At 68.5% G+C, this 26,329-nt stretch carries 25 protein-coding genes; 12 read left to right on the top strand and 13 right to left on the bottom strand.

All coding sequences use genetic code 11. From position 1 onward, the window contains the following. Positions 1 to 56: 56 nt before the first annotated feature. From AC5RWG_RS11160 to fbaA, 3 genes are all read right to left on the bottom strand, one after another. The gene (locus AC5RWG_RS11160) at positions 57 to 803 is read right to left on the bottom strand and encodes a cyclodeaminase/cyclohydrolase family protein (RefSeq protein ID WP_494166918.1); all 747 of its coding nucleotides are present in this window, start codon (positions 801 to 803) and stop codon (positions 57 to 59) included. Between the two features lie 192 nt (positions 804 to 995). After that, positions 996 to 1,418, bottom strand: coding sequence for a DUF3151 domain-containing protein (locus AC5RWG_RS11155; RefSeq protein ID WP_494002017.1), 423 nt, complete (start codon positions 1,416 to 1,418; stop codon positions 996 to 998). Continuing rightward, positions 1,418 to 2,440 (bottom strand): class II fructose-bisphosphate aldolase, encoded by a 1,023-nt coding sequence (fbaA, locus tag AC5RWG_RS11150; protein WP_493977221.1) that lies wholly within the window; start codon positions 2,438 to 2,440, stop codon positions 1,418 to 1,420. The genes AC5RWG_RS11155 and fbaA overlap by 1 nt, the downstream gene beginning before the upstream one ends. A 312-nt stretch (positions 2,441 to 2,752) precedes the next feature. Here fbaA and AC5RWG_RS11145 point away from each other — a divergent pair, with 312 nt between their 5' ends. After that, positions 2,753 to 3,835: an NUDIX domain-containing protein gene (locus tag AC5RWG_RS11145; protein WP_494166917.1), complete on the top strand. Its 1,083-nt coding sequence runs from the start codon at positions 2,753 to 2,755 to the stop codon at positions 3,833 to 3,835. Positions 3,836 to 4,103: 268 nt separating this feature from the next. On the opposite strand, the gene AC5RWG_RS11140 is transcribed toward AC5RWG_RS11145, so the two are convergent. Beyond that, positions 4,104 to 4,706, bottom strand: a complete 603-nt coding sequence (locus AC5RWG_RS11140) for a TrmH family RNA methyltransferase (protein WP_494139928.1) — start codon at positions 4,704 to 4,706, stop codon at positions 4,104 to 4,106. A 436-nt stretch (positions 4,707 to 5,142) separates the two neighbouring features. Between AC5RWG_RS11140 and AC5RWG_RS11135 the strand changes: the two genes are divergently transcribed. After that, positions 5,143 to 5,634, top strand: coding sequence for a YciE/YciF ferroxidase family protein (locus AC5RWG_RS11135; RefSeq protein WP_494166916.1), 492 nt, complete (start codon positions 5,143 to 5,145; stop codon positions 5,632 to 5,634). A 211-nt stretch (positions 5,635 to 5,845) separates the two neighbouring features. On the opposite strand, the gene AC5RWG_RS11130 is transcribed toward AC5RWG_RS11135, so the two are convergent. From AC5RWG_RS11130 to AC5RWG_RS11115, 4 genes are all read right to left on the bottom strand, one after another. Continuing rightward, a complete protein-coding gene (locus AC5RWG_RS11130) occupies positions 5,846 to 6,856 on the bottom strand; it encodes a thioesterase domain-containing protein (RefSeq protein WP_494024851.1) in 1,011 nt (336 codons plus the stop codon). 26 nt (positions 6,857 to 6,882) lie between these two features. Next, positions 6,883 to 7,461 carry an orotate phosphoribosyltransferase gene (gene pyrE, locus AC5RWG_RS11125; RefSeq protein ID WP_494049103.1) on the bottom strand — a complete coding sequence of 193 codons (579 nt, stop codon included), beginning with the start codon at positions 7,459 to 7,461 and terminating at the stop codon, positions 6,883 to 6,885. Positions 7,462 to 7,619: 158 nt separating this feature from the next. After that, a complete protein-coding gene (locus tag AC5RWG_RS11120) occupies positions 7,620 to 8,042 on the bottom strand; it encodes a hypothetical protein (RefSeq protein WP_494013314.1) in 423 nt (140 codons plus the stop codon). Between the two features lie 95 nt (positions 8,043 to 8,137). Further along, complete coding sequence (locus AC5RWG_RS11115) at positions 8,138 to 9,340, bottom strand: ROK family transcriptional regulator (protein ID WP_494024854.1); 1,203 nt, start codon at positions 9,338 to 9,340, stop codon at positions 8,138 to 8,140. Positions 9,341 to 9,456: 116 nt separating this feature from the next. On the opposite strand from AC5RWG_RS11115, the gene AC5RWG_RS11110 reads away from it, so the two are divergent. From AC5RWG_RS11110 to nadE, 8 genes are all read left to right on the top strand, one after another. Further along, the gene (locus AC5RWG_RS11110) at positions 9,457 to 11,292 is read left to right on the top strand and encodes a sugar ABC transporter ATP-binding protein (RefSeq protein ID WP_494166915.1); all 1,836 of its coding nucleotides are present in this window, start codon (positions 9,457 to 9,459) and stop codon (positions 11,290 to 11,292) included. Further along, a complete protein-coding gene (locus AC5RWG_RS11105; RefSeq protein WP_494166914.1) occupies positions 11,289 to 12,338 on the top strand; it encodes an ABC transporter permease in 1,050 nt (349 codons plus the stop codon). Before AC5RWG_RS11110 ends, AC5RWG_RS11105 begins: the two co-directional genes overlap by 4 nt. After that, entirely contained in the window at positions 12,335 to 13,441 is a 1,107-nt protein-coding gene (locus AC5RWG_RS11100) for an ABC transporter permease (RefSeq protein ID WP_494166913.1), read from the top strand. The genes AC5RWG_RS11105 and AC5RWG_RS11100 overlap by 4 nt, the downstream gene beginning before the upstream one ends. A 1-nt stretch (position 13,442) precedes the next feature. Then, complete coding sequence (locus AC5RWG_RS11095) at positions 13,443 to 14,678, top strand: substrate-binding domain-containing protein (protein ID WP_494024856.1); 1,236 nt, start codon at positions 13,443 to 13,445, stop codon at positions 14,676 to 14,678. A 202-nt stretch (positions 14,679 to 14,880) separates the two neighbouring features. Then, positions 14,881 to 15,729 carry a sugar phosphate isomerase/epimerase family protein gene (locus AC5RWG_RS11090; protein WP_494166912.1) on the top strand — a complete coding sequence of 283 codons (849 nt, stop codon included), beginning with the start codon at positions 14,881 to 14,883 and terminating at the stop codon, positions 15,727 to 15,729. An 86-nt stretch (positions 15,730 to 15,815) separates the two neighbouring features. Then, on the top strand, positions 15,816 to 17,009 hold the full coding sequence (locus AC5RWG_RS11085) for a Gfo/Idh/MocA family protein (RefSeq protein ID WP_494166911.1): 1,194 nt from the start codon (positions 15,816 to 15,818) through the stop codon (positions 17,007 to 17,009). Continuing rightward, on the top strand, positions 16,999 to 17,994 hold the full coding sequence (locus AC5RWG_RS11080) for a sugar phosphate isomerase/epimerase family protein (RefSeq protein WP_494023881.1): 996 nt from the start codon (positions 16,999 to 17,001) through the stop codon (positions 17,992 to 17,994). Before AC5RWG_RS11085 ends, AC5RWG_RS11080 begins: the two co-directional genes overlap by 11 nt. A 350-nt stretch (positions 17,995 to 18,344) precedes the next feature. Continuing rightward, entirely contained in the window at positions 18,345 to 19,169 is an 825-nt protein-coding gene (gene nadE, locus AC5RWG_RS11075) for an NAD(+) synthase (RefSeq protein WP_494166910.1), read from the top strand. 117 nt (positions 19,170 to 19,286) lie between these two features. On the opposite strand, the gene AC5RWG_RS11070 is transcribed toward nadE, so the two are convergent. Next, positions 19,287 to 19,889, bottom strand: a complete 603-nt coding sequence (locus AC5RWG_RS11070) for a uracil-DNA glycosylase (RefSeq protein ID WP_494166909.1) — start codon at positions 19,887 to 19,889, stop codon at positions 19,287 to 19,289. 190 nt (positions 19,890 to 20,079) lie between these two features. Between AC5RWG_RS11070 and AC5RWG_RS11065 the strand changes: the two genes are divergently transcribed. Beyond that, the gene (locus AC5RWG_RS11065) at positions 20,080 to 20,883 is read left to right on the top strand and encodes an exodeoxyribonuclease III (RefSeq protein WP_494074400.1); all 804 of its coding nucleotides are present in this window, start codon (positions 20,080 to 20,082) and stop codon (positions 20,881 to 20,883) included. 1 nt (position 20,884) lies between these two features. Next, entirely contained in the window at positions 20,885 to 21,709 is an 825-nt protein-coding gene (locus tag AC5RWG_RS11060) for a DUF8083 family protein (RefSeq protein ID WP_494002000.1), read from the top strand. A gap of 25 nt (positions 21,710 to 21,734) precedes the next feature. Here the strand turns inward: AC5RWG_RS11060 and AC5RWG_RS11055 are convergent, their stop codons facing one another. The 4 genes from AC5RWG_RS11055 to AC5RWG_RS11040 all read right to left on the bottom strand — a co-directional run bounded on the left by AC5RWG_RS11055 (position 21,735) and on the right by AC5RWG_RS11040 (position 26,118). Further along, positions 21,735 to 22,745, bottom strand: a complete 1,011-nt coding sequence (locus AC5RWG_RS11055) for a LacI family DNA-binding transcriptional regulator (RefSeq protein WP_494109655.1) — start codon at positions 22,743 to 22,745, stop codon at positions 21,735 to 21,737. A 7-nt stretch (positions 22,746 to 22,752) separates the two neighbouring features. After that, positions 22,753 to 23,709, bottom strand: a complete 957-nt coding sequence (locus AC5RWG_RS11050; RefSeq protein ID WP_494166908.1) for a carbohydrate ABC transporter permease — start codon at positions 23,707 to 23,709, stop codon at positions 22,753 to 22,755. Then, positions 23,706 to 24,671, bottom strand: a complete 966-nt coding sequence (locus tag AC5RWG_RS11045; protein WP_494166907.1) for a carbohydrate ABC transporter permease — start codon at positions 24,669 to 24,671, stop codon at positions 23,706 to 23,708. The genes AC5RWG_RS11050 and AC5RWG_RS11045 overlap by 4 nt, the downstream gene beginning before the upstream one ends. 97 nt (positions 24,672 to 24,768) lie before the next feature. Beyond that, a complete protein-coding gene (locus AC5RWG_RS11040) occupies positions 24,769 to 26,118 on the bottom strand; it encodes an ABC transporter substrate-binding protein (protein ID WP_494166906.1) in 1,350 nt (449 codons plus the stop codon). Between the last annotated feature and the right edge of the window lie 211 nt (positions 26,119 to 26,329).

The following is a 26,329-nucleotide window of genomic DNA, read 5'->3' as shown; positions in this document are numbered from 1 at the left end:
CGGGGCCTCGCTCCGCCAAGCGCGTGGCGGGGCCGTGCCCTGTCGATGGCGCTCGTTCAGTCCAGGACGCGGCGCCGGACCGACGCCGACAACTCCTCGGCACGGCGCACCACGTCGTCCGCCTTCCGCGTGTGGTCCTGCAGAGACTCCTGGATGGATTCCTCCCGGATGGACGTCAGGTTGGCCTCGACCGTGATCCGCGCCGTCGCCGCGGCGGCCCGCGCCGCTTCGGCGGCCACGGCAATGTCGCTCAGCACGTTTGGATTGCACACGCCCACCAGCTCTGTGCCCAGACGCACGACGGCGGAGGCCAGGTCCAGTTGGGCCCTCGCCGGGAGTGTCGCCTCCACGAGCGACTCCCGTATGGCCGCGCTGCGACGGCTGCGCTCGTCGTCTGTTGTGTTGGGGAGCTTGTAGCAGTCAACGACCCTGCGAAATTTCTCCTCGTCGGACACCGCCGCGTGCACCGCCGCCCGGGTCAGTTCGCCGGCCTCGGCCAGTATGGCCTCCAGGTCCGGATCCGCGCTGGAGCAGGCGGAGGCACCGCCGTCGTTGCGGGCTGAGCCTGTGGAGCGGACGCTGCGGTCCGTGGCTGAGGAGGCACCGCCGTCGTCGCGCGCCGCACCTGCGGAGGCACCGCCGTCGTTGTTCTTCGCCGCGCTCCGCTCGGTAAACCGCGTCACCATGCCGATCAGCGCCGCCGCCTGCGCCGCGTGGATTGCTCCGACCGCTCCGGCGCCGGGCGTCGGCTGGTTGGAACCGAGCCGTCCCAGGTACTCGTCGATGGTCTCCGATCCGCTCATGCTCCGGCCCCTTCCGTGGACCCTGCGGCCGTGCCGCCGCTGCCTGCTCCCATGTCTGCATCATGCCCAACAACGGGTCGGCAGGAAAGTGCCCGTCGGGCTGGTGGAGGCAGGACAGCCACCACCCGGGCACTGAAAACGGGAGCTGCCGTGCGGCGAGCTCCCGTTTCCCTTCAGGGGATTTGTTGCAGATCAGGCGCCTTCGATGGCCGCCCGGGCGTTCGGGTCGGAGTCGGCCAGGAACTTGCCGATCCGGTCCACTTCTTCCGCCTCGCCGATCGCTCCGGCGGCGCGGCCCAGGGCGTAGAGCGCGCGCAGGAAACCGCGGTTGGGCTCATGCTCCCAGGGGATGGGGCCGGCTCCGCGCCAGCCGGCCCGCCGCAGGGCGTCCAGGCCGCGGTGGTAGCCCACGCGGGCGTAGGCGTACGAGTCGATGGTCCGGCCCTCGGAGTACGCCTCGTCGGCGAGGATCGCCCAGACCAGCGAGGAGGTGGGGAACTTCGCGGCCAGGTCCAAGGCTTCGTCGCCGGCCTCCAGCCGGGCCAAGACGTCGGTCTCCTCCGGCAGATAGGTCGGCTCGGGGCCCAGCAGGTTGGTGCGGAAGGGCTCGGTCATTACTTCACCGACTTTCCGGCCGAGCCCAGGCGCTCGGCGGCCTCGACGACCCGGGCGGCCATCGACTTCTCGGCGGCGGCGCCCCAGACACGCGGGTCGTAGGCCTTCTTGTTGCCGACCTCGCCGTCCACCTTCAGCACGCCGTCGTAATTGCTGAACATGTGGCCGGCGACCGGGCGGGTGAAGGCGTACTGGGTATCGGTGTCGACGTTCATCTTGATGACGCCGTACGCAACGGCGTCGGCGATCTCCTGCTCGGAGGAGCCGGAGCCGCCGTGGAAGACCAGGTCAAACGGATTGGTCTTGCCGATCTTGGCTCCGACCTCGGCCTGGATCTGCTTGAGCAACTCGGGGCGCAGCTTCACGCCGCCCGGCTTGTACACGCCGTGCACGTTGCCGAAGGTCAGGGCGGTGATGTAGCGGCCCTTCTCCCCCGCGCCGAGCGCCTCGATGGTCTTCAGGCCGTCGTCGACCGTGGTGTAGAGCTTTTCGTTGATCTCGTTTTCGACGCCGTCTTCCTCGCCGCCGACGGTGCCGATTTCCACTTCCAGGATGATCTTGGCCGCGGCGGTGCGGGCCAGCAGGTCCTCGGCGATGCGCAGGTTCTCCTCCAGCGTCTCGGCCGAACCGTCCCACATGTGCGACTGGAAGATGGGATCCTCGCCGCGCTTCACGGCGGCCTCGGACTCGGCCAGCAGCGGCAGCACGAAGCCGTCCAGCTTGTCCTTCGGGCAGTGGTCGGTGTGCAGCGCCACGTTGACCGGGTACTTCTTGGCCACCTCGCGGGCGAAGGCGGCGAAGCCCAGCGAGCCGGCAACCATGTCCTTGACCCCGGCACCGGACCAGTAGGCGGCGCCGCCGGTGGAGACCTGGATGATGCCGTCGGACCCGGCGTCGGCAAAGCCCTGCAGGGCAGCGTTGAGGGTCTGCGAGGAGGTCACGTTGATCGCAGGGTAGGCGAAGCCGCCCGCCTTGGCGCGGTCGATCATGTCGGCGTAGATCTCAGGGGTTGCAACGGGCATGCTGACTCCTTGGCTAGCGATACGGATTCGAAGGCGTTGCCTCTGAGCCCATCCTATCGACTCGTGTCCGGGCAGCAGTTGCAGCGACGACTGTGAAGCAGGGTTACCCCCCGTCTGCTGGCGGAGCCACCGGGCCCTTGCACGCTCGCGAGCGGTCTTCACCCGGGCCGCTCCTCGCTTGTGCCTCGCTCACCACCTCGCCCGCTCCTCGCTCGTGCCTCGCACACGACCTCGCACCGCTCCTCGTCTCCGACCAGGGCCGCTCCTCGCCCTCCACCTGACCCCGACCGCGGACCGTGGCAAGCTGGAATCATGACTGAAACCCCTCCGCCATTCCACGGTCCGCGCGATCCCGGCGACGCTTGGGTGGAGGGGCCGGACGGTACCCGGATGTGGGGTCGGTTCGGCTCCGCCGGACTGCTGGCGGTGGACCGTGAGCGCGGCATCCTGCTCCAGCACCGCGCAAAGTGGAGCCATTTCGGTGGCACTTGGGGAATTCCCGGCGGGGCGAGGCATCAGGACGAACCGGCCGTCGATGCCGCCCTGCGCGAGGCCAATGAGGAAGCCGACGTCCCGCTCGACGCGCTGGCGCCGCTGTTCACTACCGTCCTGGATCTGGGTTTCTGGTCCTACACAACCGCCGCCGCCAGGACTGTTCGCCCGTTCGAGCCGGAAATCACCGACGCCGAGAGTTTGGCCCTAGCCTGGGTCCCCCTGAATGAGGTGGACCAGTTGCCGCTGCATCCGCACTTCGGCGACGCCTGGCCGCGGCTCCGCACGCTGCTGGAGCACCCGCCGGTGCTTGTGGTCGACGCGGCGAACGTGGTCGGTTCCCGGCCGGACGGCTGGTGGAAGGACCGCCCCGGCGCCGCGCGCCGGCTGCTGGCCTCGCTGCACGCCACCCTGGCAGCGGGGCTTCCCGCAGACCTGCTGGAAGTGCCCGCCGGCACCGTGTGGCCGCGCACCGTCGTCGTACTGGAAGGCGCGGCAAAGGAGGCCGCCCCCGCCGGTCTGGCAGGCCAGGCAGTCGCGGGGAGCCCGGACGGGCAGGCACGCCAAGTGGACATGGCAAACCCGGATGGGCACGACGGCGGGGCGAACCGGGCACGGGCCGGCGTCGGCACGGACTCCCGGGCGAGCTTCCCGGCGACGGCGCAGGACGGCGAAACAGCAGCCCAGGCCTCGGCAGCGCGCCGCCGAGGGGTGGAGCTGGAAGTGGTGCATGCTGCGGGTTCGGGCGACGACGAAATTGTGGCCCAGGTGGAGAAGGCCTTCGGCACGGATCCGGAGGCGCCGGTGACCGTGGTCAGCTCCGACCGCGGTCTGCGCGAGCAGGTTGAAGCCCTCGGCGCCCGTACGGTCGGCGCCGGAACGTTGCTGGAGCTGCTCGGCTGACTGCTGGCTCCAGCTCCCGCGCCACTCCTGAAACCGACGGTCGACGCCGACCGACCGTCAACCGGACACATCGACATATGCGCGCCTTTCCATAATGGGCGCCTTCCCGGGGCACTGCCGGCGAGACTAACTTCCCACGTTTCGACGGGGCACGAAGCATCGCCGCAGGTCAGGGGCCTGTGGACAAACAAAACGTGGGAAGTTACAGCCAAAGCTGGGAAGTTAGGCGCGGCGGGACAACGGCGCACCGCACGGCCGGTCCTTGCCGCTAGACCGGCTGGGCGAAAACGTGGCGCCGGATCCATGCGTGCATCGCGATGGCCGCGGCGGCGGAAGCGTTGATCGACCGGGTCGAGCCGAACTGCGCGATGGACAGCGTGGCGTCGGCTGCGGCGTGCACCTCCGGCGTCAGCCCGGGCCCCTCCTGCCCGAACACCAGCACGGCGTTCTCCGGCAGGTCGTAGGTCTCCAGCGGCACCGAGTCGGGGAAGTTGTCGATCCCGATGATCCGCAGGCCCTCGCCCTGCGCCCACGCCACGAAGTCCTCCACGGTGGGATGGTGCCGGACGTGCTGGTAGCGGTCGGTGACCATCGCCCCGCGCCGGTTCCACCGCCGTCGTCCGATGATGTGCACTTCCTTGGCCAGGAAGGCGTTGGCGCAGCGCACCACGGAGCCGATGTTAAGGTCGTGCTGCCAGTTCTCGATGGCCACGTGGAAGTTGTGCCGGCGGGTGTCCAGGTCCGCGACGATCGCCTCGTGCTTCCAGTAGCGGTACTGGTCGGTCACGTTGCGTCGGTCGCCGTCGGCCAGCAGCTGCGGATCCCAATGGTCACCGTCCGGCAACGGCCCCTCCCATGGTCCGACGCCGATGGCCGGCTCCGGTCCGTCAGCCTCGGAGCCGTTCGGGGCGGCTTCCCGCGCGCCGGTTTCGGAGCCGTTCGGGGCAGCTTCCCGCGTGCCGGTCTCGGAGCCGTTAGGGGCGGGATCCGGGGTGCGGGCTTTGGAGCCACTCGAGGACGCCTCCGGTCCCGAGATTTCGAATTCGTTCGGGGTCGCCACCTGGGTATCCGGCCGTTCGCCAACCCGACCGGTCAACCTCGGTCCGGCCCCGGTTTCACCTGCTTTTTCTTCCACCCCACAAGCCTAGGGGACAGACCGCAGCCTCAGGCACCGTGGCTTGGAGGGGCGGCTCATCGCAGTGCGGAAGGGGCCGCCGCGGGAGCCGCCGACGCAGCTGCAGCGGGTTGTGCACGATTAACCAAGATGATAAGCATACTTATAACGACCCACAAGAAAAGGAGTTTCAATGGCTGAATTGACCACCCCCGAGGAACTTTTCGCTTTCAAGCTGGGCGTCGCGCTGCGATCCGAACATGACGTGCTCAAGATGCTTGAGGAGAACCAGAAGGTTGCACGGAGCCAAGAGCTGAAGGACATGCTCGGCCACCATCAGGACGAGACGCGTGAACAGATTACGTATATCGAAAAATGCTTCAAGGTCCTGGGCTTGGAGGCCAAGGAGCAGCGCTCCCCGGTGAGCAAGGGTTTGGCCGAGGAAGCGCAGGCCGCCTTGGACAAGGTGGATCCCAGCCTGGTGGACATGGTCATCGTGGCCGGGGCTCTGGACACGGAACATCATGAGGTCGCCTGCTACACCACGCTGATCACCTCGGCGGAGGCCCAGGGCCAGACCGAAGTCGTGGAGCTGCTTCAGCAGATCCTGGGCCAGGAAGAAAGCACTCGGGACAAGCTGATCGAGTTCGGCCGGAAGCTCGCCCAGGAAGCCGCCGCCAAGTAGCGCGGCGGAGCGCGGCCGGCCGGCGCGATGATCTGGCCGGCGCACGGGGCAAACAGCGAAAGGGAGCGGAGCTGCGTGGGCGGCCCCGCTCCCTTTCGCGTGCCTGCCGCTCCGCTGTGCGTTCTGCCGCTCCGGCCCCACTCCGACTCGCGCGCCTGCCGCTCCGCTTCCCGTCGCCCGCAGCGGAAGTAACCTGCCGCCGGTCCCCTTACTAGTAGTATGTTTTGCGCCCGCCGACCACCGGCAGCGGGAAGAATTCGTCCGCCACCTGCTGGACGATCGGCACGTAGATCGCTGAATTCCACTGTGGGCTGGCGTGGGCCGGCCGGGCGCCTTCAGTGACCAGGTTGTTGGTGAGGAAGTTGGCCTCATAGTTCACGAGCCAGCTGCGCCGGGCCGTTGCGTAGTTGACCGTCTGGTCCCCGGGGTTGCCCATCCAGGCGATGCGGGTGTCGCCGATGCTGTGGCGGAAGCGATACGCGTCAAAGTGATAGATGTACGAGGACTGGGACTGGATCAGCGTGCTGGACACGGCCAGCGGCGACAGCTGCTCCATGGTCTGCTCTACGATCTGCCGCCAGGTGCGCTCGTCCTTGTGCACAATGCGCTCGCCCAGCTCGTATCCGCCCCGCAAGTAGCTGGGCACCCGGTAGCCGGCCTCGTAGAGGAAGACCACGCCTTCGAACATGGTCTTGTCCAGCACGTCGAAGCGGCTGTACGGGGACGAGTCCATCAGGATCAGTTCCACCGGGAAGCCCTTGGCGCGCAGCCGCGCGGTCATTTCCACGGCCACCATGCCGCCGAAGCTGTGCCCGTAGAAGTAGAGCCTCTGCAGGTCGTTGTCCTGGATGTGCTTCTGCAGCACCTCGGTCAATTCGGCCAGGTCCAGGCCGCGGTTCGAATAGCCCGCCACCGCCAGCCGGCCGCGGTCCACCAGCCCCCCGCGCAACGAGTTCAAGATCCACAGCCCCTCTTCCCAGCTGGTCTTGTACCCGGGGAAGAGCACCCAGCTGCTGCGGGGGAAGCGCCGGTCCGCGCGTTCGTCGTCCAGCGTGAGGATCTGCGCTTCGTTGCGCATCTCTTGGATGGCCCGGGTGGCCGCCAGGTCGGCGGCGGTGCCCAACCCGAAGGCGGCACCGATCAGGAACGAGCGGCGCGAAACCCGGTGCAGGTTGCTGGCCAGGCGCAGCTGGCGGAAGGCGTGGTTCCTGCGGAGATCCATCATTCGAGCTGGCCGGCCACCGGCGGCTAGTCCAGCTCCAGTTCGTCCTTGCCGAAAGCGAAGAGATAGGGCACGCCGGCTTCGGCCTCGATGCGTTCCTTCGCTCCGGTGTCGCGGTCCACAATGACCGCCACGGCCTGAACCTGCCCGCCGGCCTGGCGCACGCCTTCGACCGCGGTCAGCGCGGATCCGCCGGTCGTGGAAGTATCCTCCAGCACGACGACGGGGCGATCCTTCACCTCGGGACCCTCCACCTGGCGGCCCATGCCGTAGGACTTCTGCGCCTTGCGCACCACAAACGCGTCGACGGCTCGTCCGTCGTCTCCGGCCGCGTGCATCAGCGCCGTCCCCACCGGATCGGCCCCCATGGTCAGGCCGCCAGCTGCCTGGAATTCGATGCCGGCCTCGTCGAGCATGGCCAGCATGACCCTGCCGACCAGCCGGGACGCTTCATGGTGCAGGGTGACCCGCCGCAGGTCGATGTAGTAGTCGGCTTCGGCGCCGCTGGAAAGGGTGACCCTGCCGCGCACCACGGCCAGTTCCTTAATCAGTTCGAGCAGGCGGGCGCGGTCGGCCGCTGGATCGGCCACGGGAGTCTGGGTCATGGCTCTTAGTCTATGGGGTTGCCCCCGCCGCACCGGGAATCCATGACAGGCCTCGCGGCCCCACCGGAGCCCTCAAACCGAACGCCGCGGGACGCCGCCGACCCCCAGATCCGACACCGTCAGGCGCCGCCGGACGCCGCCGGACCGCCCTGTGCCAGTCAGAGCCCGCGGACCAGCAGGTTCGGGTGCAGCTGCTCCCAGCCCTCGGCCAGGTCCTTGCCCGCGTCGTAGTGATCCTGGACCAGCTTGGCCCACACCCCGGACGTGCCGAGTTCGACCGGCTCGCGCCCAGTACCGCCGCAACCGCTGGATGCCCCGGAGGCTCCCACCTCCACGATGATCACGCACACGCCGTGGTCGGCCGGGTTGTCCGGGACTGCGGCATAGAAGGCGAAGTCGCTCGTTTCCGCCAAGGACCGGACGCTGCCTGGTGCCACGCGCAGGACCTCGGCTCCGCCCACTAGCTTGTCGTCCGGGCCGGCCGGCGCCTCCAGCGCGCCGATCCCAGACGTCGCCCCGGCGCAACCGGCCAGCGCCAGCAGGACGACGGCGCCGGCTGCCAGTGTGGTCAATGTGCGCATGACGCCCTGCCTCTCCCCAACTACGTTTGTCCCACGCTAGCCGTGGAAGCATATGGACGGGACGCCCGCTCCATTACGAAGCGATAACTTCGCAGTCAGGCCGACGCGGCCGCTTCGATCGCTTCGGGCGAGAGGACGTGACCGATGGCCAGCGCCACCGCTCCCAGCACGCCGGCGCGCTGCCCTGCTACGGACGGGGCGATCCGCAGATGCTCGGTCGCCAGCGGCAGCGAGCGACGGTAGACCACTTCCCGGATCCCGGCCAAGAGGTGCTCGCCCGCCTGCGCCAGCCGCCCGCCGATTACGATGACCGACGGGTTGATCAGGTTCACGCAGGTGGCCAGCACGTCGCCGATGTCCCGGCCTGCCTGGCGCACCGCCTGGATCGCCTGCGGGTCGCCGGCGCGGACCAGTTCGATCACGTCCTGGCTGCTTTCGGCCTTTTTCCCCCCGGCCGAAAGCACGGCCGCCAGGGCGGGCCCGCCGGCGAGCGCTTCCAGGCAGCCGGTGTTCCCGCACCGGCACACCACGTCGTCGCCCCGGGGCACCCGCACATGCCCCAAGTCCCCGGCGGTACCCTGGGCGCCGCGCTGCAGCTGCCCCGAGGAAATGATGCCGGCCCCGATCCCCGTGGCCACCTTGATCAGCATCAGGTCGGCGGTGTCGGGCCAGGCCATGGCCTGCTCGCCCAGCGCCATGATGTTGACGTCGTTGTCCACCAGCACCGGCACGTCGAAATGCTGCTGCACCAGCGCCGGGACGTCCACCCGGTCCCAGCCGGGCATGATCGGCGGATTGATCGGCCGCCCCGTGTCATGTTCGACCGGTCCGGGCAGCCCGATGCCGAACGCGCCCAGGTCCGCCGCGCCCCGCCCCGCGTCCTTCAGCAGCCGCGCCACGGCGTCGGTCAACCAACCCAGCACTATGTCCGGGCCGCTGGCGATGCTCAGCTCGGCGCGCTCCTCGGCCAGGACGTCGCCGGAGAGGTCGGCCACGACGACCCGGGCGTGCGTGGCGCCGAGGTCTGCGCCGACCACCAGGCGGGCGGCCGGGTTGAGCGCAAATAACGACGGCGGCCTTCCGCCGGTCGAGGTCGCTCCCCCAATGGGGGCAATCAGCCCCAGCCGCATCAACGAATCCACCCGGGCGGTCACCGTGGACCGCGCCAAGCCGGTCAACTGCGCCAGCTCCGCCCGGGTGCGCGGCTGGCCGTCGCGCAGCAGTTGGAATACCTCGCTTGCTCCCGCAGCCGGCTGGGCGGCTAGGCGCTGCGGCGGGGCGACATCGGACTTCAACACGCTTTCAGTACAGCACGCACCACTTCTGTTTGTCTCTACCGAAACTAAAAATCCATGGCCAAACAACTTTTGCCTGACCCTCGACAAAACTATGTGACGCGTGCCACAGTGAGTGGGTGGAGCAGACGAGCAACACCGTGGCCGACAGCGGCGCCGGACGGGGAAAACCCGTTCTCGAGGTCCGCGGCCTGACCAAGAGCTTCTTCGGCAATCCCGTGCTGCAGGACGCGTCACTGACGCTGCACGCCGGCGAGGTCCACGGCGTCGTCGGGGAGAACGGCGCAGGAAAGTCGACGCTGATGAAGATTTTGGCGGGCGTGTACCAGCGGGACTCGGGAACTGTGCTGCTGGACGGCGAAAGCGTCCAGTTCAGCCATCCCACCCAGGCACACGAAGCCGGGCTGTCCACCGTCTTTCAGGAATTCAACCTGCTGCCGGACCGCACGGTGGCGGAGAACATCTACCTGGGCCGCGAGCCCCGCAAGGGCCTGCTGGTCAACCGGGCCAAGATGAACGCCGCCACCGCGGAACTGCTGGAGTCGCTGGGCATCGGCTCCATCCGGCCCACGGCGCTGGTCCGGTCGCTCTCCGTGGCCGAGCAGCAGATCGTCGAGATCGCCAAGGCCGTCAGCTACGAGGCCCGGATCATCTCCATGGACGAGCCGACCGCCGCGTTGTCTGGGCCGGAAGTGTCCCTGTTGTACGGGATCGTGGGGAGACTGGCCGAACGCGGCACCGGCATCCTCTACGTCTCGCACCGGCTGCGCGAGGTCTTCGACCTCTGCCAAACCATCACCGTGCTCAAAGACGGGCGGGTCGTGGGTACCAAACCGGCCACCGAACTCGATGATGCCTCGCTGGTCCGGATGATGGTCGGCCGCCCCATCTCCGCGTACTTCCCGGACAAGCTCCCGCCCGCGCCCGCGGCACAGAGCACCGACCGCAATGCCCCGCTGCTCGAACTCGCCGACGCCGGCAACGACCAGCTGGACGGCATCAGCCTGCGCCTGATGCCCGGCGAGATCGTCGGCGTCGCCGGCCTGCAGGGGTCCGGCCGCACCGAACTGTTGCAGGCGATCTTCGGCGCCGCGCCGTTCAACCGCGGCAGCATGCAGCTGGCGGGCCGTCCGGTCCGTCCGCATTCTCCCCGCCAGGCGGTGCGGCACGGCATCGCGTTGATCACCGAGGACCGCAAGGCGCAGGGCCTGAGCCTGAACCAGTCCCTGCTGGACAATGCGCTGGGCGTGGTCCGCGCCGTGTTCCCCAAGCGCACCGCGACCGTACGCCGCGCCGTCGCCGGCTCCTTCAGCGCGCTGGAAGTCGTCGCGCGGGACCTGGACCAGGAGGTGCAGTACCTCTCCGGCGGCAACCAGCAAAAGATCGTGCTGGCCAAGTGGCTGGCGGTGTCCCCGGGCGTGGTGCTGCTGGACGAACCGACCCGGGGCATCGACGTCGGGGCCAAGGTCGCGGTGTACCGGCTGATGCGCCAGCTGGCGGCCGAGGGGAAGGGCGTCCTGATGGTTTCCAGCGAACTGCCCGAAGTGATCGGGATGTCCGACCGGATCCTGGTGATGCGCGACGGGCAGATCGCCGGCGAGCTGCCGGCCGGCGCCACCGAGGAGGAAATCCTGCGGCTGGCCACCGGCGCGCGGGTACCGGGCGCGGCCTCCGATGGCACGCCGCCGGCTCCGGACTACGACGGCGGCGATCGCCTCGCGGACGCGGGGCGCGACGGCGGTGCCTGCCTTGGGGACGCGGGGCACCTCGCGGACGCGGGGCGCGTTGGGGACGCAGGGCACGACGGCGATGCCCGCCTCGGGGACGCGGGGCGCGTTGGTGACGCGGGGCGCGTTGAGAACGCGGGGCACGGCGGTGCCCGCCTCGGGGACGCAGGGCACGGCGGCGGGTCACATGTGGCGGAGGACCGCGGCACCACGGGAGGGACACCATGACGACCACGCAAACCCCGGTCCCCGCCCGGCGGGCACGGGCCGGCGGCGGATTCTTCGCGCGGCTGACCTCCACCCAGATCGTGTACCTGGTTGCCCTGCTGACCCTGATCGCCGGCAGCATCCTGGTGGCCACCGCCGGCCGGAACTTCTTCAGCCCGGGCAACATCTCCGCCATCCTGACCGGCACCAGCGTGCTGGGCTTCATCGCCATCGGCCAGACACTGGTGATCCTGGTCGGCAGCCTGGACCTCTCGGTGCCCTACGTGACCAGCCTGGCCAGCCTGATAGCGGCCGGGGTGATGGCCAACCGGAGCGAAAACGTGCCGGCCGCCGTGCTGCTGGCGCTGGGTGTCTCCGCCGTCATCGGTCTGGTCAACGGACTGATTGTTGCCGGCCTCAAGGTGCACGGGTTCATCGCCACGCTCGGCATGGGCCTGGTGATCAGCGGCTACCTCGGCACCAACTACAAGGGCAGTTTCGGCCAGACCCCGTTCTCCTTCCGGCTGATCGGCGCCACCGGGATAGGGCCGGTGCCGATCTCCACCCTCATCATGCTCGCCTGCGCCGCCCTCGTGCTGCTGATGCTGCACCGCACCCGCATGGGGCACCACATCTATGCCGTCGGCGGCGACAGCAACGTGGCACGGATGTCCGGCATCCGCGTCCCGGGCGCCGTGATCACCGCCCACGTCATCTGCTCCACCCTCTCCGGCATGGCCGGGCTGCTGCTGGCCAGCCGACTGGGCGTCGGCAGCCCCACCGTGGGCTCGCAGGGCGGCTACGACCTGCTCTCGATCGCCGCCGTCGTCCTGGGCGGGACGCTGCTGGCCGGCGGCAAGGGATCCGTCACCGGCACCCTGGGCGGCGTCCTGATCTTCGCGATGCTGGACAACATTATGTCCGTGCTCCAGGTCAACCCGTTCCTGAAGGACGTGGTCCGCGGCGTAGTGATCGTGGTCGCCGTCGCCGTCTATGCCCGCCGCACCATCGTCGCCCGGCCGCCGCGCTACGGGCACGGCGCCCAACCGCAGGAGGTGCAGGCATGAGCACAGTTCTGGATTCGGAGGCCGGCGGCAGGGTGCTGCAGCAGAACCGGGCCGGACGCGGCCAGCGCTTCCTGCGCAGCCTGCGGACTCCCGGCGGCGGCATCTTCGTGCTCCTGGCCGCGCTGCTGGTGGCCATCATCGTCCTGAACCCGTCGTTCGGCGAGCCCGGGTCCTTCATACGCTTCATAGGCCGGACCGCCCCGATTGCGATCGCCGCCATCGGGCAGTACTTCGTGATCGTTTCCGGCGAGTTCGACCTGTCCATGGGATCGGTAGTGACCATGCAGGTGATCGTGGCCGGCAACCTGATCGGCCAGGACGACGCCAAGGTCGTCCCCGTGCTGGCGCTGATGTTCGTCCTCGGGGCGGTCATCGGGCTGATCAACGGGCTGATCACCACCCTGCTCAAGGTCCCCAGCTTCATTGTCACCCTGGGCATGATGCTGGCGCTGCTGGGCCTGGTGCTCAACTGGACCGGCGGCGCCGCCCAGGGCAACCCGGCGGACAGCTTCCGGCAGATAGGCCGCGGCGGCATCGACAACGTGCCGGTGCTGGACGTCATCCCCTACCCGGTCATCATCCTGGCTGCTGTCGCCGTGTTCGCCGTCTGGATGATGCGCCGGCCCTACGGGCGCACGCTGGTCGCCGTCGGCGACAACGACGTGGCCGCAGCCCTGACCGGCGCCCGGGTCTGGTGGGTGCGCACGCGGGCCTTCATGCTGTCGTCGCTGGCCGCCACCGTCTCGGGGATCCTGCTGGTCGGGTATGCCGGGGTCCATCCGTCGGTGGGCCAAGGCTACGAGTTCACGGCGATCACCGCCGTCGTACTGGGTGGGGTGGTGCTCGGCGGCGGCCGCGGCTGGGTGCTCTCTGCCGCGGCGGGCGCGTTCGCCCTGGAGTTGCTGTTCACGCTGCTGAATTTCCTGGGCGTGGCATCCACCTGGCGGGACACCGTGCAGGGCGTCATCATCATCGTCGCTGTTGCTGCCGCCGCGCAGTCGTGGCAGCGCAAGCGGCGCGGGGGCTCTGCGGCCGCGCAGTCCGAACAACACATCATCGCGGCACCAGAGCCCGCTGAGGGCACCGACAAGGGAGGGAACTGACATGACGAGGAAACGTCTAAGTACCGCGGTCGCGCTCACAGCGGCCGCGTCGTTAATGGCCATGACCGGCTGTACCACCGATCCGTCGATCACCGAGGAGACCGGCGGCCCCGGCGGCGCGGCCAGCCCGTCACCGGCGGAAACTGCGGAGGCCTCCACGGAATGGTTCGACCAGGCCGTCTACGACGAGCAGTTCGAACAGCGGACCGCCGAATTCGAGGGCGACCCGGAGCAGCCGTGGCTTCAGTACATCGACGGCAAGATGACCGACACCAAGAAGTTCGCCTCCGAGGGCGCCAAGAAGGTCTGCTTCGCCAACGCGTCGATCTCCAACCCGTGGCGGCAGACTGGCTGGATCACCATGAACCAGCAGTTGAAGGTGCTGCAGGACGAGGGGGTTATTTCCGAGATGGAGACCCGCGACGCGCAGGACGACTCGAACACGCAAATTGCCGACATCGACTACTTCATCAGCGAAGGCGAATGCGACGCGTTTGTCATCTCGCCGAACGCCACTGCGGCGCTGACGCCTGCGGTGGAGCGGGCCTGCGACACGGGCAAGCCCGTGGTGGTGTTCGACCGCGGTGTGGAGACCGACTGCGCCACCACGTTCATCCACCCGATCGGCGGTTTCGCCTGGGGCATCGACACCGCCAACTTCCTCTCCGAACGGCTGCAGGAAGGCGACAAGGTGGTGGCGCTGCGCATCCTGCCCGGCGTGGATGTGCTGGAACAGCGCTGGGCGGCGGCGGAGAAGATCTTCAAGGAGAACGGCATCGAAGCCACCGACTACTTCACCGGCGCCGACCCGACCGAGATCAAGAAGATCATCTCCGACGAGCTCGCCACCGGCGATGTCCAGGGTGTCTGGATGGACGCCGGGGACGGCGCGGTCGCCGCGATCGAAGCGTTCGAGGACGCCGGCAAGGACCTGCCGGTCATGACCGGCGAAGACGAGCTGAGCTTCCTGCGCAAATGGAAGGACACGGGCATCGACGCGTTGGCTCCGGTCTACTCCAACTTCCAGTGGCGCACGCCGCTGCTGGCCGTTCAGAAGATCTTCGCCGGCGAGGAAATCCCGGCCGAGTGGGTGCTGCCTCAGGTTCCGATCCCTGCCGACGAGCTGGACGACTGGCTGAAACGCAACGACGGCATGCCGGACGGCCACTACGCGAAGTTCGGCGGGGAAGACCTGCCCGGCTATCCGGAGGTCTGGCAGGAACGCCAAATTCCGTAGAACGTGCGGGTCGGCCGGGCCCGGGGAGGGTGCCCGGCAGGCCCGCCAACTCCGGCGGGGACAGGTGACCGCCGGCCCCCCGGCGGTCAGCCGGGCGGGACCGCGGCGCGGCGTCCGGCGGCAACCGGACGAGCGAGCTGCCACCAGCAGCGCGGACCGGACGATGTCCCCACCAGCAGCGGCAGACAAAGGAGAAGGATCAATGGACCGGCCGATCGGCGTCAACACCTGGGTGTGGCAGTCGCCGCTGCGCGACACCGAGTTGCCCGGACTGCTGGCGAAGATCGCCGGCATGGGCTTTGACGGCGTCGAACTGCCGCTGGAAAACGTCGGCGACTTTACCGCCGGCACCGCCCGGGACGCCCTCGCGGCCACGCACCTGTTGCCCTACATCGTGGGCGCCATGGCACCCGGCCGCGAATTGGTCCTGGCCGACGCCGGGTCGGTGCAGGCTACCCAGGACTATCTGGCGGCCTGCATCGACCTGGCACACGATGTCGGCGCGCCGGCGGTGTGCGGTCCGTTCTACGCCAGCACGGGGCGGGTGTGGCGGATCGACGCCGAAGACCGCGCCGAAGCGTACCGCCAGCTCCGGGAGAACCTGGCGCCGCTGGCCGCCCAAGCCGAGGCGGCCGGCGTCGTACTGGGAATCGAGCCGCTCAACCGGTACGAGACCTCGCTGGTCAACACCGTGGAACAAGCGCTCGACGCGCTGGGACCGCTGCTCGGCCACGGGGTGGGGCTGGCGCTGGACAGCTACCACCTGAACATCGAAGAACGCTCCAGCGCCGCCGCCATCCGTGCGGCAAGCGAACACCTGGTCCACTTGCAGGTGTGCGGCAACGACCGCGGGGCACCGGGCGGCGACCAGACCGACTGGCCGGCGCTGGTCAAGGCGTTGGACGATGTGGGCTACGCCGGCCCGTTGAACATCGAGAGTTTCACCGCGGAAAACGCGGCCATCGCGACGGCCGCATCGATCTGGCGGCCGCTGGCGCCGAGCCAGGATCAACTGGCAGAGGACGGGCTGGCATTCCTGCGCAGCCTCTAGCCCGTTCCCGCCTCGAGGTGCAGCCCGGGCCCGGAGGGCAGCCCATCCCGCCGCACCACCGACCGACGAGCACGAAGGAGAAGACGATGACCGCCAATCCGGAGTCGCCGCCGCTGGGGGTGGCGGTGCTGGGACATGCCTTCATGGGCAAGGCCCACTCCAACGCCTGGCGCAACGTGTCCGCCTTCTATCCCGGCGGGCCCGCGGTGGCCCGGCGGGTGCTGGTCGGCCGGAATGCCGACGGCGTGGCAATGGACGCGGCCCGGTACGGCTGGGCGGAGGGCTCCACGGACTGGCGGGCCGTCCTCGAGCGCGACGATGTGCAGATCGTGGACATCTGCACCCCCGGCCACCTGCATGCCGACCTGGCCGTCGCCGCGCTTCAGGCGGGCAAGCACGTGCTGGTGGAGAAGCCGCTGGCCAACTCGGTGGCCGAAGCCGAGCGCATGGCCGCCGCGGCCCGCGCAGCCGGGGCGGCCGGCGTCCAGTCGATGGTTGGCTTCAACTACCGGCGGGTGCCGGCGCTGGCCCTGGCGCGCCAATTGATCGCCGAAGGCAGGATCGGCGCCGTGCGGCAGGTGCGGGTCGCCTACCTTCAGGACTGGCTGGCCGACGACACCGCCCCGATGACGTGGCGGCTGCGCCGCGAAACCGCCGGCTCCGGGGCGCTCGGCGACCTGGCTTCGCACGCGGTGGACCAGATCCATTTCCTGCTCGGCGCGCGGGTCACGTCGGTCTCCGCCACGCTCAACACGTTCGTCGACACCCGGCAGGGCCCGGGCGGCCCCGAACCGGTGACGGTCGACGACGCCGCGTGGGCCACCTTGCGGCTCGATTCCGGCGCGGTGGCCAGCCTGGAGGTCAGCCGGATGGCCGCGGGCCGCAAGAACGCGCTGCGGATCGAGGTCTACGGGTCCGCCGGGCACCTCGGCTTCGACCTGGAGCGGCTCAACGAGCTCTCCTATTACGACGCCGGGGCCCCGCCGGGGCTCGCGGGCGCGGCGGGGATCCTGGTCACCGAGGAGGCGCACCCGTACCTGCAGGCCTGGTGGCCGCCCGGGCACGTGCTCGGCTGGGACCACACGTTCACCAGCCAGGCCGCCGATTTCCTGGCCGCGGTGGCAACCGGCCGGGCACCCAGCCCAAGCTTCGAGGACGGCCTGGCCGTGCAGAAGGTGCTGGACGCCATGGTGCGCAGCGCCGGGCAGGCGGGCACCGCCGTCGTCCTTGCCGAAACCGACACCCGCGCCGACTATGCAGGAGCAACCGATGGCCCGTAATTTCACGCTGTTCACCGGCCAGTGGGCGGACCTGCCCCTGGAGAAGGTGGCCGAACTGGCCGCGGGCTGGGGCTACGACGGCCTGGAGATCGCGGTGTCCGGCGGCCACCTCGATGCGTGGCGCTGGGACGACGACGACTACATCGCCGACCGGCTCGGCATCCTGGAGCGCAACGGCCTGCGGGTATGGGCGATCTCCAACCACCTGAAGGGCCAGGCGGTATGCGACGACCCGATCGACTTCCGGCATCAGGCGATCGTCGGCGAACGTGTGTGGGGCGACGGCGAGCCGGAGGGCGTGCGGGCGCGGGCGGCCGAGGAGATGAAGCACACGGCGCGGCTGGCGCAGCGGCTCGGCGTGAAGACGGTGGTGGGATTCACCGGGTCTTCGATCTGGCAGTACGTGGCGATGTTTCCGCCGGTGCCCGCGGACGTGATCGAGGGCGGCTACCGGGACTTCGCCGACCGGTGGAACCCGATCCTGGACGTGTTCGACGAGTGCGGGGTCCGGTTCGCGCACGAGATCCACCCCTCCGAGATCGCCTACGACTACTGGTCGACCGTGCGGGCGCTGGAGGCCTTGGGGCACCGCGAGGCGTTCGGCATCAACTGGGATCCCAGCCACATGATGTGGCAGGACATCGACCCGGTCTCGTTGATCTGGGACTTCAAAGACCGGATCTACCACGTGGACTGCAAGGACACGAAGCTGCGGATCACCGGGCGCAACACGCGGCTGGGATCGCATCTGCCGTGGGGCGACCCGCGGCGCGGCTGGGACTTCGTCTCCACCGGGCGCGGCGACGTGCCCTGGGAGGCCAGCTTCCGGGCGCTGGCGGCGATCGGCTACGACGGGCCGATCTCGGTGGAGTGGGAAGACGCCGGAATGGACCGGCTGCAGGGGGCGCCGGAAGCCCTGCGGTTCCTCAAGGGGTTCGACTTCGATCCGCCGCAGGCCTCCTTCGACGCCGCGTTCAAGCAGTAGGGGCTGGCGGGCACAGGTGGCACCGTGGCAGACCCGTTCGCTCCCACGTATGGGCATAACTTCCCACGTTTCGGGAGGTCTTAAGCCCCTGACCTGCGGCGATGCCGGAGGTCCCTTTAAGACGTGGGAGCGAAAGTGCTCCCTGCCTGCTGCCAGTCCCGCCTGCCGATCACGCTGGGATGTCCAAGTTCTGCAGGAATTGTCCACGTTCTGGAAACCGATACGGCCCTGACCTGCGGCGATGTCAAACGGCCGCCCAAAACAAGGACAACCGGGGCCTCTGGGCTGAGCCGTGCGCACCTGCCCGCCGAACTCCTGCAGCTGGCCAGGACCTTTAGTAGGCTGTGGCCATGCGCGAACTCCAGGCCACGATCATTGACGAAATGGGCGTCCAGCCCTCCATCGACCCGTCGCAGGAAGTCGCACGGCGCGTCGGATTCCTCAAGGAGTACCTCAAGACCACCGGCAGCAAAGGCTTTGTGCTGGGCATCAGCGGCGGCGTCGACTCCAGCCTTGCCGGCAAGCTGGCCCAGCTGGCGGTCGACGAACTCGAGGCAGAAGGCGTCGAAGCCACCTTCGTGGCCGTGCGCCTCCCGTACGGCGTCCAGCACGATGAAGCCGACGCGCAGGCAGCCATGGATTTCATCCGGCCGAAAACGTCGTGGACGTTCAACATCAAGTCGGCCGTCGACGGCTTCGAGTCCGAATTCACGACGACGACCGGCGAAGAGATCACCGACTTCAACAAGGGCAACATCAAGGCCCGGGCCCGGATGATGGCCCAGTACGCGCTGGCCGGCCAGCACAACTTCCTGGTGCTGGGCACGGACCACGGCGCCGAGTCGGTGACCGGCTTCTTCACCAAGTTTGGCGACGGCGCCGCCGACGTGCTGCCCCTGTTCGGACTCAACAAGCGGCAAAACCGGCAATTGTTGGTGCACCTTGGTGCCAGCGACCAGGTGGCACACAAGGTGCCGACGGCAGACCTGTTGGACACCACGCCCGGCCGCACCGACGAGGACGAACTGGGGATCAGCTACGACCACATCGACGACTACCTTGAGGGCCGCGCCATCCCCGACGAGGTCGCAGAAAAGATCGAGCAGCGCTACCTGATGACCCGGCACAAGCGGACCACCCCGGTGTCCATCCTCGACAAGTGGTGGCAGGGCTAGGCGGAACCGTCAGCCGAGCAGGCGAGGCACGGCCGGCGGGACTCCCGCTGACCGCCATCTGGCCGAGTGAAGCACAGCCCGCCTGAGGATCTGCCACCCGCTCGGGCGGCTGAAGCGTCAGCCGACCAGGCTCTTCGCCCGCATCACTGCCTTGCGGAACTCATCCTGGTTTTTCCGGCTGATCATCGCCCTGCCACCGGGGCTGGGCGCCTTGATGACGGTCGGGCGGGTGAACGCACCCATGTGTTTCGCCCATTGAGTTTTGGTGAACGTCCCGCACAGCACGACGGCTTGGAGCCGAGGCAGCAGCCCCAGGACGGACTTGAGCGCCTTGACGCCGGCTATTGTCTGGACCGGAGTCGGCTCGGCGCCGTCCAGGTAAAACGGCACCGTATTCCAGAGGAGAACCCCCTCGTGCAGCTCCGCTTCCTGGCGTTCGTTCCAGCACCGCTCGGCCGCCTGGTCGGGGTTGTCTACCGACACGAATCCCGGCCCCTCAGAGGTGACCGTCTGGCTTCCCGGGCTATCGAGCAGGAAGAGCACCCGCGCCTCAATGCCCGCATCAGCCGGGTCAAAATGCGGGACGGGTTCCGTGCGGGTCCGCGCGTAGGCGTCCCGCCATTCCTCAAGCTTCTGTATCGCCGGCTCGGATGACAGCATGGCTTGCCGCCGCTGCCGTTCGAGTGGATCTGCTAAAGACTGCGGCTTATCAGCAAACATTTAACCAACATACCCCTCAAGCCATGGGGCCGTGAGGGATCCGACGGCCATCCCAGCCGCCCAGCCGCGAACTCCGCCGCCCCGGGCGGTGATCCCAGCCACCCAGCAGCGAGCCCAGCCACCCCGAGCAGCGGGCCCGAGCCGCCCGAGCGGCGAGCACAGCCTGCCGCCGTTGGGTAACGTAGCTGTTGTGAAGATTGCTACCTGGAATGTGAACTCGATCCGTGCCCGCGCCGACCGCGTTGAGTCCTGGCTGCAGCGCTCCGACGTGGATGTGCTGGCCATCCAGGAGACCAAGGCCAAGGATGAGAACTTCCCGTGGGACCTGTTCGAGAAGAACGGCTACGAGGTGGCGCACTTCGGCCTTAACCAGTGGAACGGCGTGGCCATCGCCTCGCGGGTGGGCCTGGATGACGTGGAACGGACGTTCGACGGGCAGCCGCACTTCGGCAAGACGGAGGACACCACCGCCGCCGAGGCCCGTGCCATCGGGGCGACCTGCGGCGGCGTGCGCGTGTGGAGCCTGTATGTCCCCAACGGCCGCACGGTCGACGATCCCCACATGCCCTACAAGTTGAACTGGCTCAAGGCCCTCAAGGAAGAGGCCGCCGGCTGGATCCAGGCGGACCCGACGCTCCCCGTCGCACTGATGGGCGACTGGAACATCGCTCCCACCGACGACGACGTCTGGGACATCGATTGGTTCCGCGCGCAGAACGCCACCCATGTGACCGAACCCGAGCGCGCCGCCTTCCGCGCGTTCGAAGAGGCCGGATTCGTCGACGTCGTCCGCCCGCACACCCCCGGGCCCGGCGTCTACACCTACTGGGACTACACGCAGTTGCGCTTCCCCAAGAAGGAAGGCATGCGCATCGACTTCATCCTCGGCTCCCCCGCGCTGGCCTCCCGCGTCACCGGGGCGATGATCGACCGCGAAGAGCGCAAGGGCAAGGGCGCCTCCGACCACGCGCCGGTCATCGCGGAGCTGGACTGAGATGAAGTTCCCGTACGTCTCCTACCTGCGGGTCTTCGAACCACTGGATGTGTTCGACGACGACCAGCAGCTGCTCATCATGAGCCAGCGCGGCCGCGGCAGGGACGTCACGGAGGACCTGGACCGCGGTGACTCGCTGCGCCGCATCACCCGCACCGTGTCGGACCCGTTTCCGCACTCCAGCGACGACTTGATCCGGGTCCTCCACTATCCGACGCCCGAGGGCATCACCACGCCGCGGTACTGCCCCAACCAGCTGGCAGTCCGCAGCACCCTGGCCGCGGAATCGCTCTCCAGCAGCCTGCGCGATCCGCTGCTGGGGCTGCTGGTGCCCGAAGCGGCGAGGGACGCCCAGCAGTCCCGGCTGGACCCTGACAACTTTGTGGACGCCCTGGCCAAGCTGCATACGCGCAGCTCCACCTGGGGCATCCCGTTCGGCTGGTTCGTGCTGTTCCGCGAGGACGACCACACCGAAAAGGTGGAGAGCGACCACACGCTGCAGACGGTCCGCCTGGCCGCTCCGGTCCCGCAGTGCATCGACCGGGCCCGGTATGCGGCGGCTTCCCTGGCCCTCGCCGCCCCGGGACTGGATCTGCTGGAAGAACTGACCGAGCTGACCGAGTGGCTGGAAACCTTCACCGCGGACGGCATTGTGGAGCTGGATTACGGCCGCGTGGCCGAGCTGGTCTACCCGGACGAATCGCCTTCGGACGTGCACGCCGGCATCGAATCGCTGGCCGACGGCGACATGACCGGAGCCGCCGCCGCGTACCGCCGCCTCGCCGGCCGCTGGATCAAGATCCGCCAGCTCGCCCGCGCGTCCTGACCGCCGGCCCGGAGCCTCCCGGCAATCACGACGACGGCGGGGCGGTCGAGGCCCGGACCACCAGCTCGTGAGGCTGGACACGCGGCACGTCCAGCCGCGCCTTCCCCTGCAGTTCGGCCAGCAGCAGCCGGGCCGCGTAGGCCCCCTGTTGGTCCGGCCGCTGCCGGACGGTCGTCAGCCCCATCGGCTCGGCGAACTCGTGGTCGTCGATGCCCACGACGGAGACGTCCTCGGGCACCCGCAGCCCGCGCTCCTGCGCGGCCCTCAGAGCGCCGAAGGCCATCTCATCCGCGGAGGCGAAGATCGCCGTCGGCCGTTCCCCGGGTGTATCGAGGAGCGCTCCGGCGGCAGTTCTGCCGCCGGAGAACCGGAAGTCGCCCATGGCCAGCCATTCCGGCCGTACCCGCAGCCCGTGTCGGGCCATCGTGTCCCGGAAGGCCAGCTCGCGGCGGCGCGGTACGTCGAAGTCGATCCCGTAGGCGCCGCCGCCCTGCAGGTGCGCGATCCGCGTGTGCCCGAGCCCGATGAGATGCTCGACGGCCTCGGCGGCCGCGGCGGTGTCATCCACGCTCACGCTGCGCAAACCGTCCACCTGCCCGCCGACGATCACGTTTGGATACTCCAGCGCCTGCAGCGCCGCCAGTTCGTCCGCGGTCAGCTCCATGCACATCACCAACAGCGCGTCGATCCGCTTGCGCAGCATGGACCGGTGGAACACCCGTTCACGGTTGGTGCCGGTGCCGCCCAGACTGAACACGATCAGGTCGTAGCCGGCCGCCCGCAACACCCGGTCCACGCCTTCCAGCGCGGACGCGAAGTACCACCGGTCGATCACCGGCAGCAGCACGCCCATGGCCCTCGTGCGGCCCGAGGCCAGGTGGGCCGCCGACGACGACGGCACGTAGCCCAGCGAGTCGGCGGTCGCCAGCACGCGGTCGCGGGTGGCCGTGGAGACCCCGGACAATCCGCGCAGGGCACGGGAAACCGTTGCGGTCGAGACGCCGGCGGCCCGCGCGACGTCGTCGATCCCGGTCACGGCGCGCTCACCCCTTGAGGCCACCAGCCAGCAGGCCGCGGACAAAGTAGCGCTGCAGGCCGAAGAACACCGCCAGCGGCACGATCATGGAAACGAACGCGCCGGCGGTCAACCGGTGCCACTCGTCGCCGCGGGTGCCCGTCAGTTCGGCCAGCCGCTGGGTGATCGGTGCGACGTCGGCGGTGCCTCCGGAGAACACCAGGGCCACCAGCAGGTCGTTCCAGACCCACAGGAACTGGAAAATGCCGAAGGAGGCGATCGCCGGCACGGACAGCGGCAGGATGATCCGCCAGAAGATGGTCGCGTGCCCGGCGCCGTCCACCCGCGCCGCCTCGATGACCTCACCGGGGATTTCCGAGATGAAGTTGTGCAGCAGGAAGATGGCCAGCGGCAGCGCGAAGATGGTGTGCGCGATCCACAGCTGGGCGTAGGTTCCGGCCGGCAGCAGCTGGAACTCGCCGATCTTGAGGTTGATGAACAGCGAGAGCAGCGGGATCAGCGCCATCTGCAGCGGCACGATCTGCAGCGCGAACACCACAATGAACAAGGTGTCCTTGCCGCGGAACCGGCCCCAGGCGAAAACGTAGGCCGCCATCGAGGCGATCACCAGGGGGATCAGGGTGCCCGGGATGACGATCGCCAGCGAGTTAATAAAGTACTGCCCCAGGTTGGACGCGGACCCGCCTTTGGAGGCCAGCACATCCGTGTAGTTCTCGGTGGTGAACTGCAGGTCGCCCAGGATGTTCCACCAGCCGTTGGCCTGGATGTTGTCTTCCGGGCGCAGCGAGGAAATGAACAGGCCGAAGGTCGGCACGGTCCAGATGACGGCGATGATGATCGCTGCCGCGGTGGCTCCGCGCGAGGTCAGGCGCTGCTTGACCCGCCGGGTGATCGGGATCTGCTGTTCGGTGGTGGTGGCGAGGACGGCGTCGGGAGCGGTGGGGATGGCAGGCGTTGCGCTCATCGGATTTCCCTCTGCTTCTTCAGCTGCCGGGCGTTGTAGACGACGATCGGCAGCACCATCAGGAACAGGATCAAGGCCAGCGCGGCGCCGCGTCCGGGTTCGTTGGCGCGGAACGCCTGGGTGTACATCTCGTTGGCCACCACCGAGGTTTCGAAGTTTCCGGCGGTCATGGTCCGCACGATGTCGAAGACCTTCAGCGTGCCGATCGTGATGGTGGTGACCACCACGATCAGTGCCCCCCGGATGGACGGGATGGTGATGGAACGGAACTGCTGCCAGGCGCTGGCCCCGTCCAGCCGGGCGGCCTCCACGATTTCGGTGGGGATGCCCTTGATCGCCGCGGAGAGGATGACCATGGCGAAGCCGGTCTGGATCCAGACCATGACCGCGATCAGGAAGAACGTGTTCTCCGGCGCGTCCAGCAGGAACTGCTTGGGTTCGCCGCCAAACCACACCAACACCTGGTTCAGCAGGCCAATCTGTTCGCGTTCGCCGCCGCGGTACGTGTACATGAATTTCCAGATCACGCCGGCGCCCACCATGGAGATGGCCATCGGCATGAACACCAGCGCCTTGAGCGCCTTCTCGCCGCGCGCCCGGTCGATGAACACCGCGTAAGCCAGGCCGATGCCGGTCGACAGCAGCGGCACCAAGACCACCCACAGCAGCGTGTTCCGCAGCGTGACCAGCGCTTCGGGCTGGGTGAACATCCACACAAAGTTGTCCAGGCCGTTCGGCGTTCCGGTGCGGTCCGTGAACGCCAGGTACGTGGTCTGGATGGCCGGCCACACCAACCCAATGGTGAGGAGCACGGCGGCGGGGGCCAGGAACCCGATGATCGTCGCCTTATCGCGGAACGACTTCGGCGCCCGGTCCACCAACAGCATGATCAGGGCGATGATCGCGGCGAAGACCGCCAATGCGATCGCCACCTGCACGAGCTTCTCGCCAACGTCCTCCATGGCACTTACCTCCTTGGTGCGTGGAAGGGACAGGCCGTGCCCGGCCGCACCGCCTGCATCGGGTCGCAGGCGGTGCGGCCGGGCTGCCGGCGGCTGCCTAGTCCTTGGGCCAGCTGGCCTCGATGGAATCCACGACCTCTTGCGTCGACTTGCCGTTGATCCACTCCACGATGCCGCTCCAGAAGGAGTTGGCGCCGACCGCGCCCGGCATCAGGTCCGATCCGTCGAACCGGAAGGTGGTGTCCTCCGACTGCAGCAGTTCGATGGACTGGCGGTCCAGGTCGCTGGCGGCCAGCGCCGGGTCGAGGCCCTTGTTGGCGCTGATCGCGGCGCCCTGCTTCACGCGGTTGTTGGCGAACTCGGCCGAGGCCATGAACTGCAGGTAGGCCGAGACCTCTTCGCTTTCGGTGTAGGCGGCCACGAACTCGCCGCCGCCGGTGATGGCGCTGGCGCCGGCCTCCTGGCCGGGAGTGATGAACGCCCAGACGTCGCCGTCCTCGGCCACGTTGGTGCCTTCCGGCCAGTTGGCCGCCTGGAACGTGGCCTGGTGGTGCATGGCGCAGGTGCCGTCGATCACCGGGATGCCGCCGTCGTCCACCGAGGTGGAGATGATCGAGCGGACGTCGCCGATGCCGCCGTTGACGTAGTCCTCGTTCTTCAGGATGTCGCCGACGGCGTCGAAGGCCTCGGCCACCTGCGGATCGTTGAACGGGATCTCGTGGTTGACCCACTGGTCGTAAACATCCGGTCCGGCCTGGCGCAGCAGCGCGTCCTCGATCCAGTCGGTGCCCGGCCAGCCCGTGGCCTCGCCGGACTCGAACCCTGCGCACCACGGCTTCATGGTGCCCTCGTCGGCGATGGTCTGGGTGAGTTCCATCATCTCGTCCCAGGTCTTCGGAACTTCCCAGCCCTTCTCCTTGAACGTGGCCGGAACGTACCAGACGTAGCCCTTCACGCTGGCCAGCATGGGGGCGGCGTAGAAGGTGCCGTCCACGGTGCCGTAGGTCTTCCAGTCCTCGGACCAGTTCTCGTCGACCAGGTCGGACACCTCCTGGGGCGCAGGCTTCAGGTAGCCGGCCTGGGCCTGGGCGGCCAGCAGTCCGGGCTGCGGGAAGATCGCCACGTCCGGCGGATTGCCCGCCTGGGCGCGGACACCGATCTGCGTCTCGAACTCGTTGGACCCCTCGTACACCACGTCGATCCCGGTGCACTCCTCAAAGTCCACCCAGGAATTCTCCAGCAGATCCTGCTCGGCATCGGTGATGGTCGAGTAGACGCTGACCTCGGCGCCGTCGAAGGTGCCGTAGGCCTCATAGGCGGCGCAGTCTGCGGCAGGCGCCGGCGACTCTTCGGATTCTGTTCCTCCCCCGCAGGCGGACAGTGTCAGTGCCATGGCGCCGAGCGCGGCCACCGGCAGGGCGGCCTTTCTGGAGCGTGCATAGTGCATGTTGTGACTCCTTTGTCCGGTGGCCCCGACAGAGCTGAGCTGGTCAGGAAGAACCCACCAAGTACCCATCTGATAACTCGTAACGTAAACGCTTACACTGTGTGTCGCAAGGCACATTTTCGAGGCGGTGGCGTTCGATGCCGAATCGTGATGTGCGCCGCATCCGCGGCCCGCGCTGTCTGTTCGGCCTCAAAGATCATTAGGCTGGAAG

Source organism: Arthrobacter sp. Y3221160, assembly GCF_059092585.1.
Note: the sequence above shows the minus strand (reverse complement) of the source record. Positions and strands in the feature narration are given on the sequence as shown.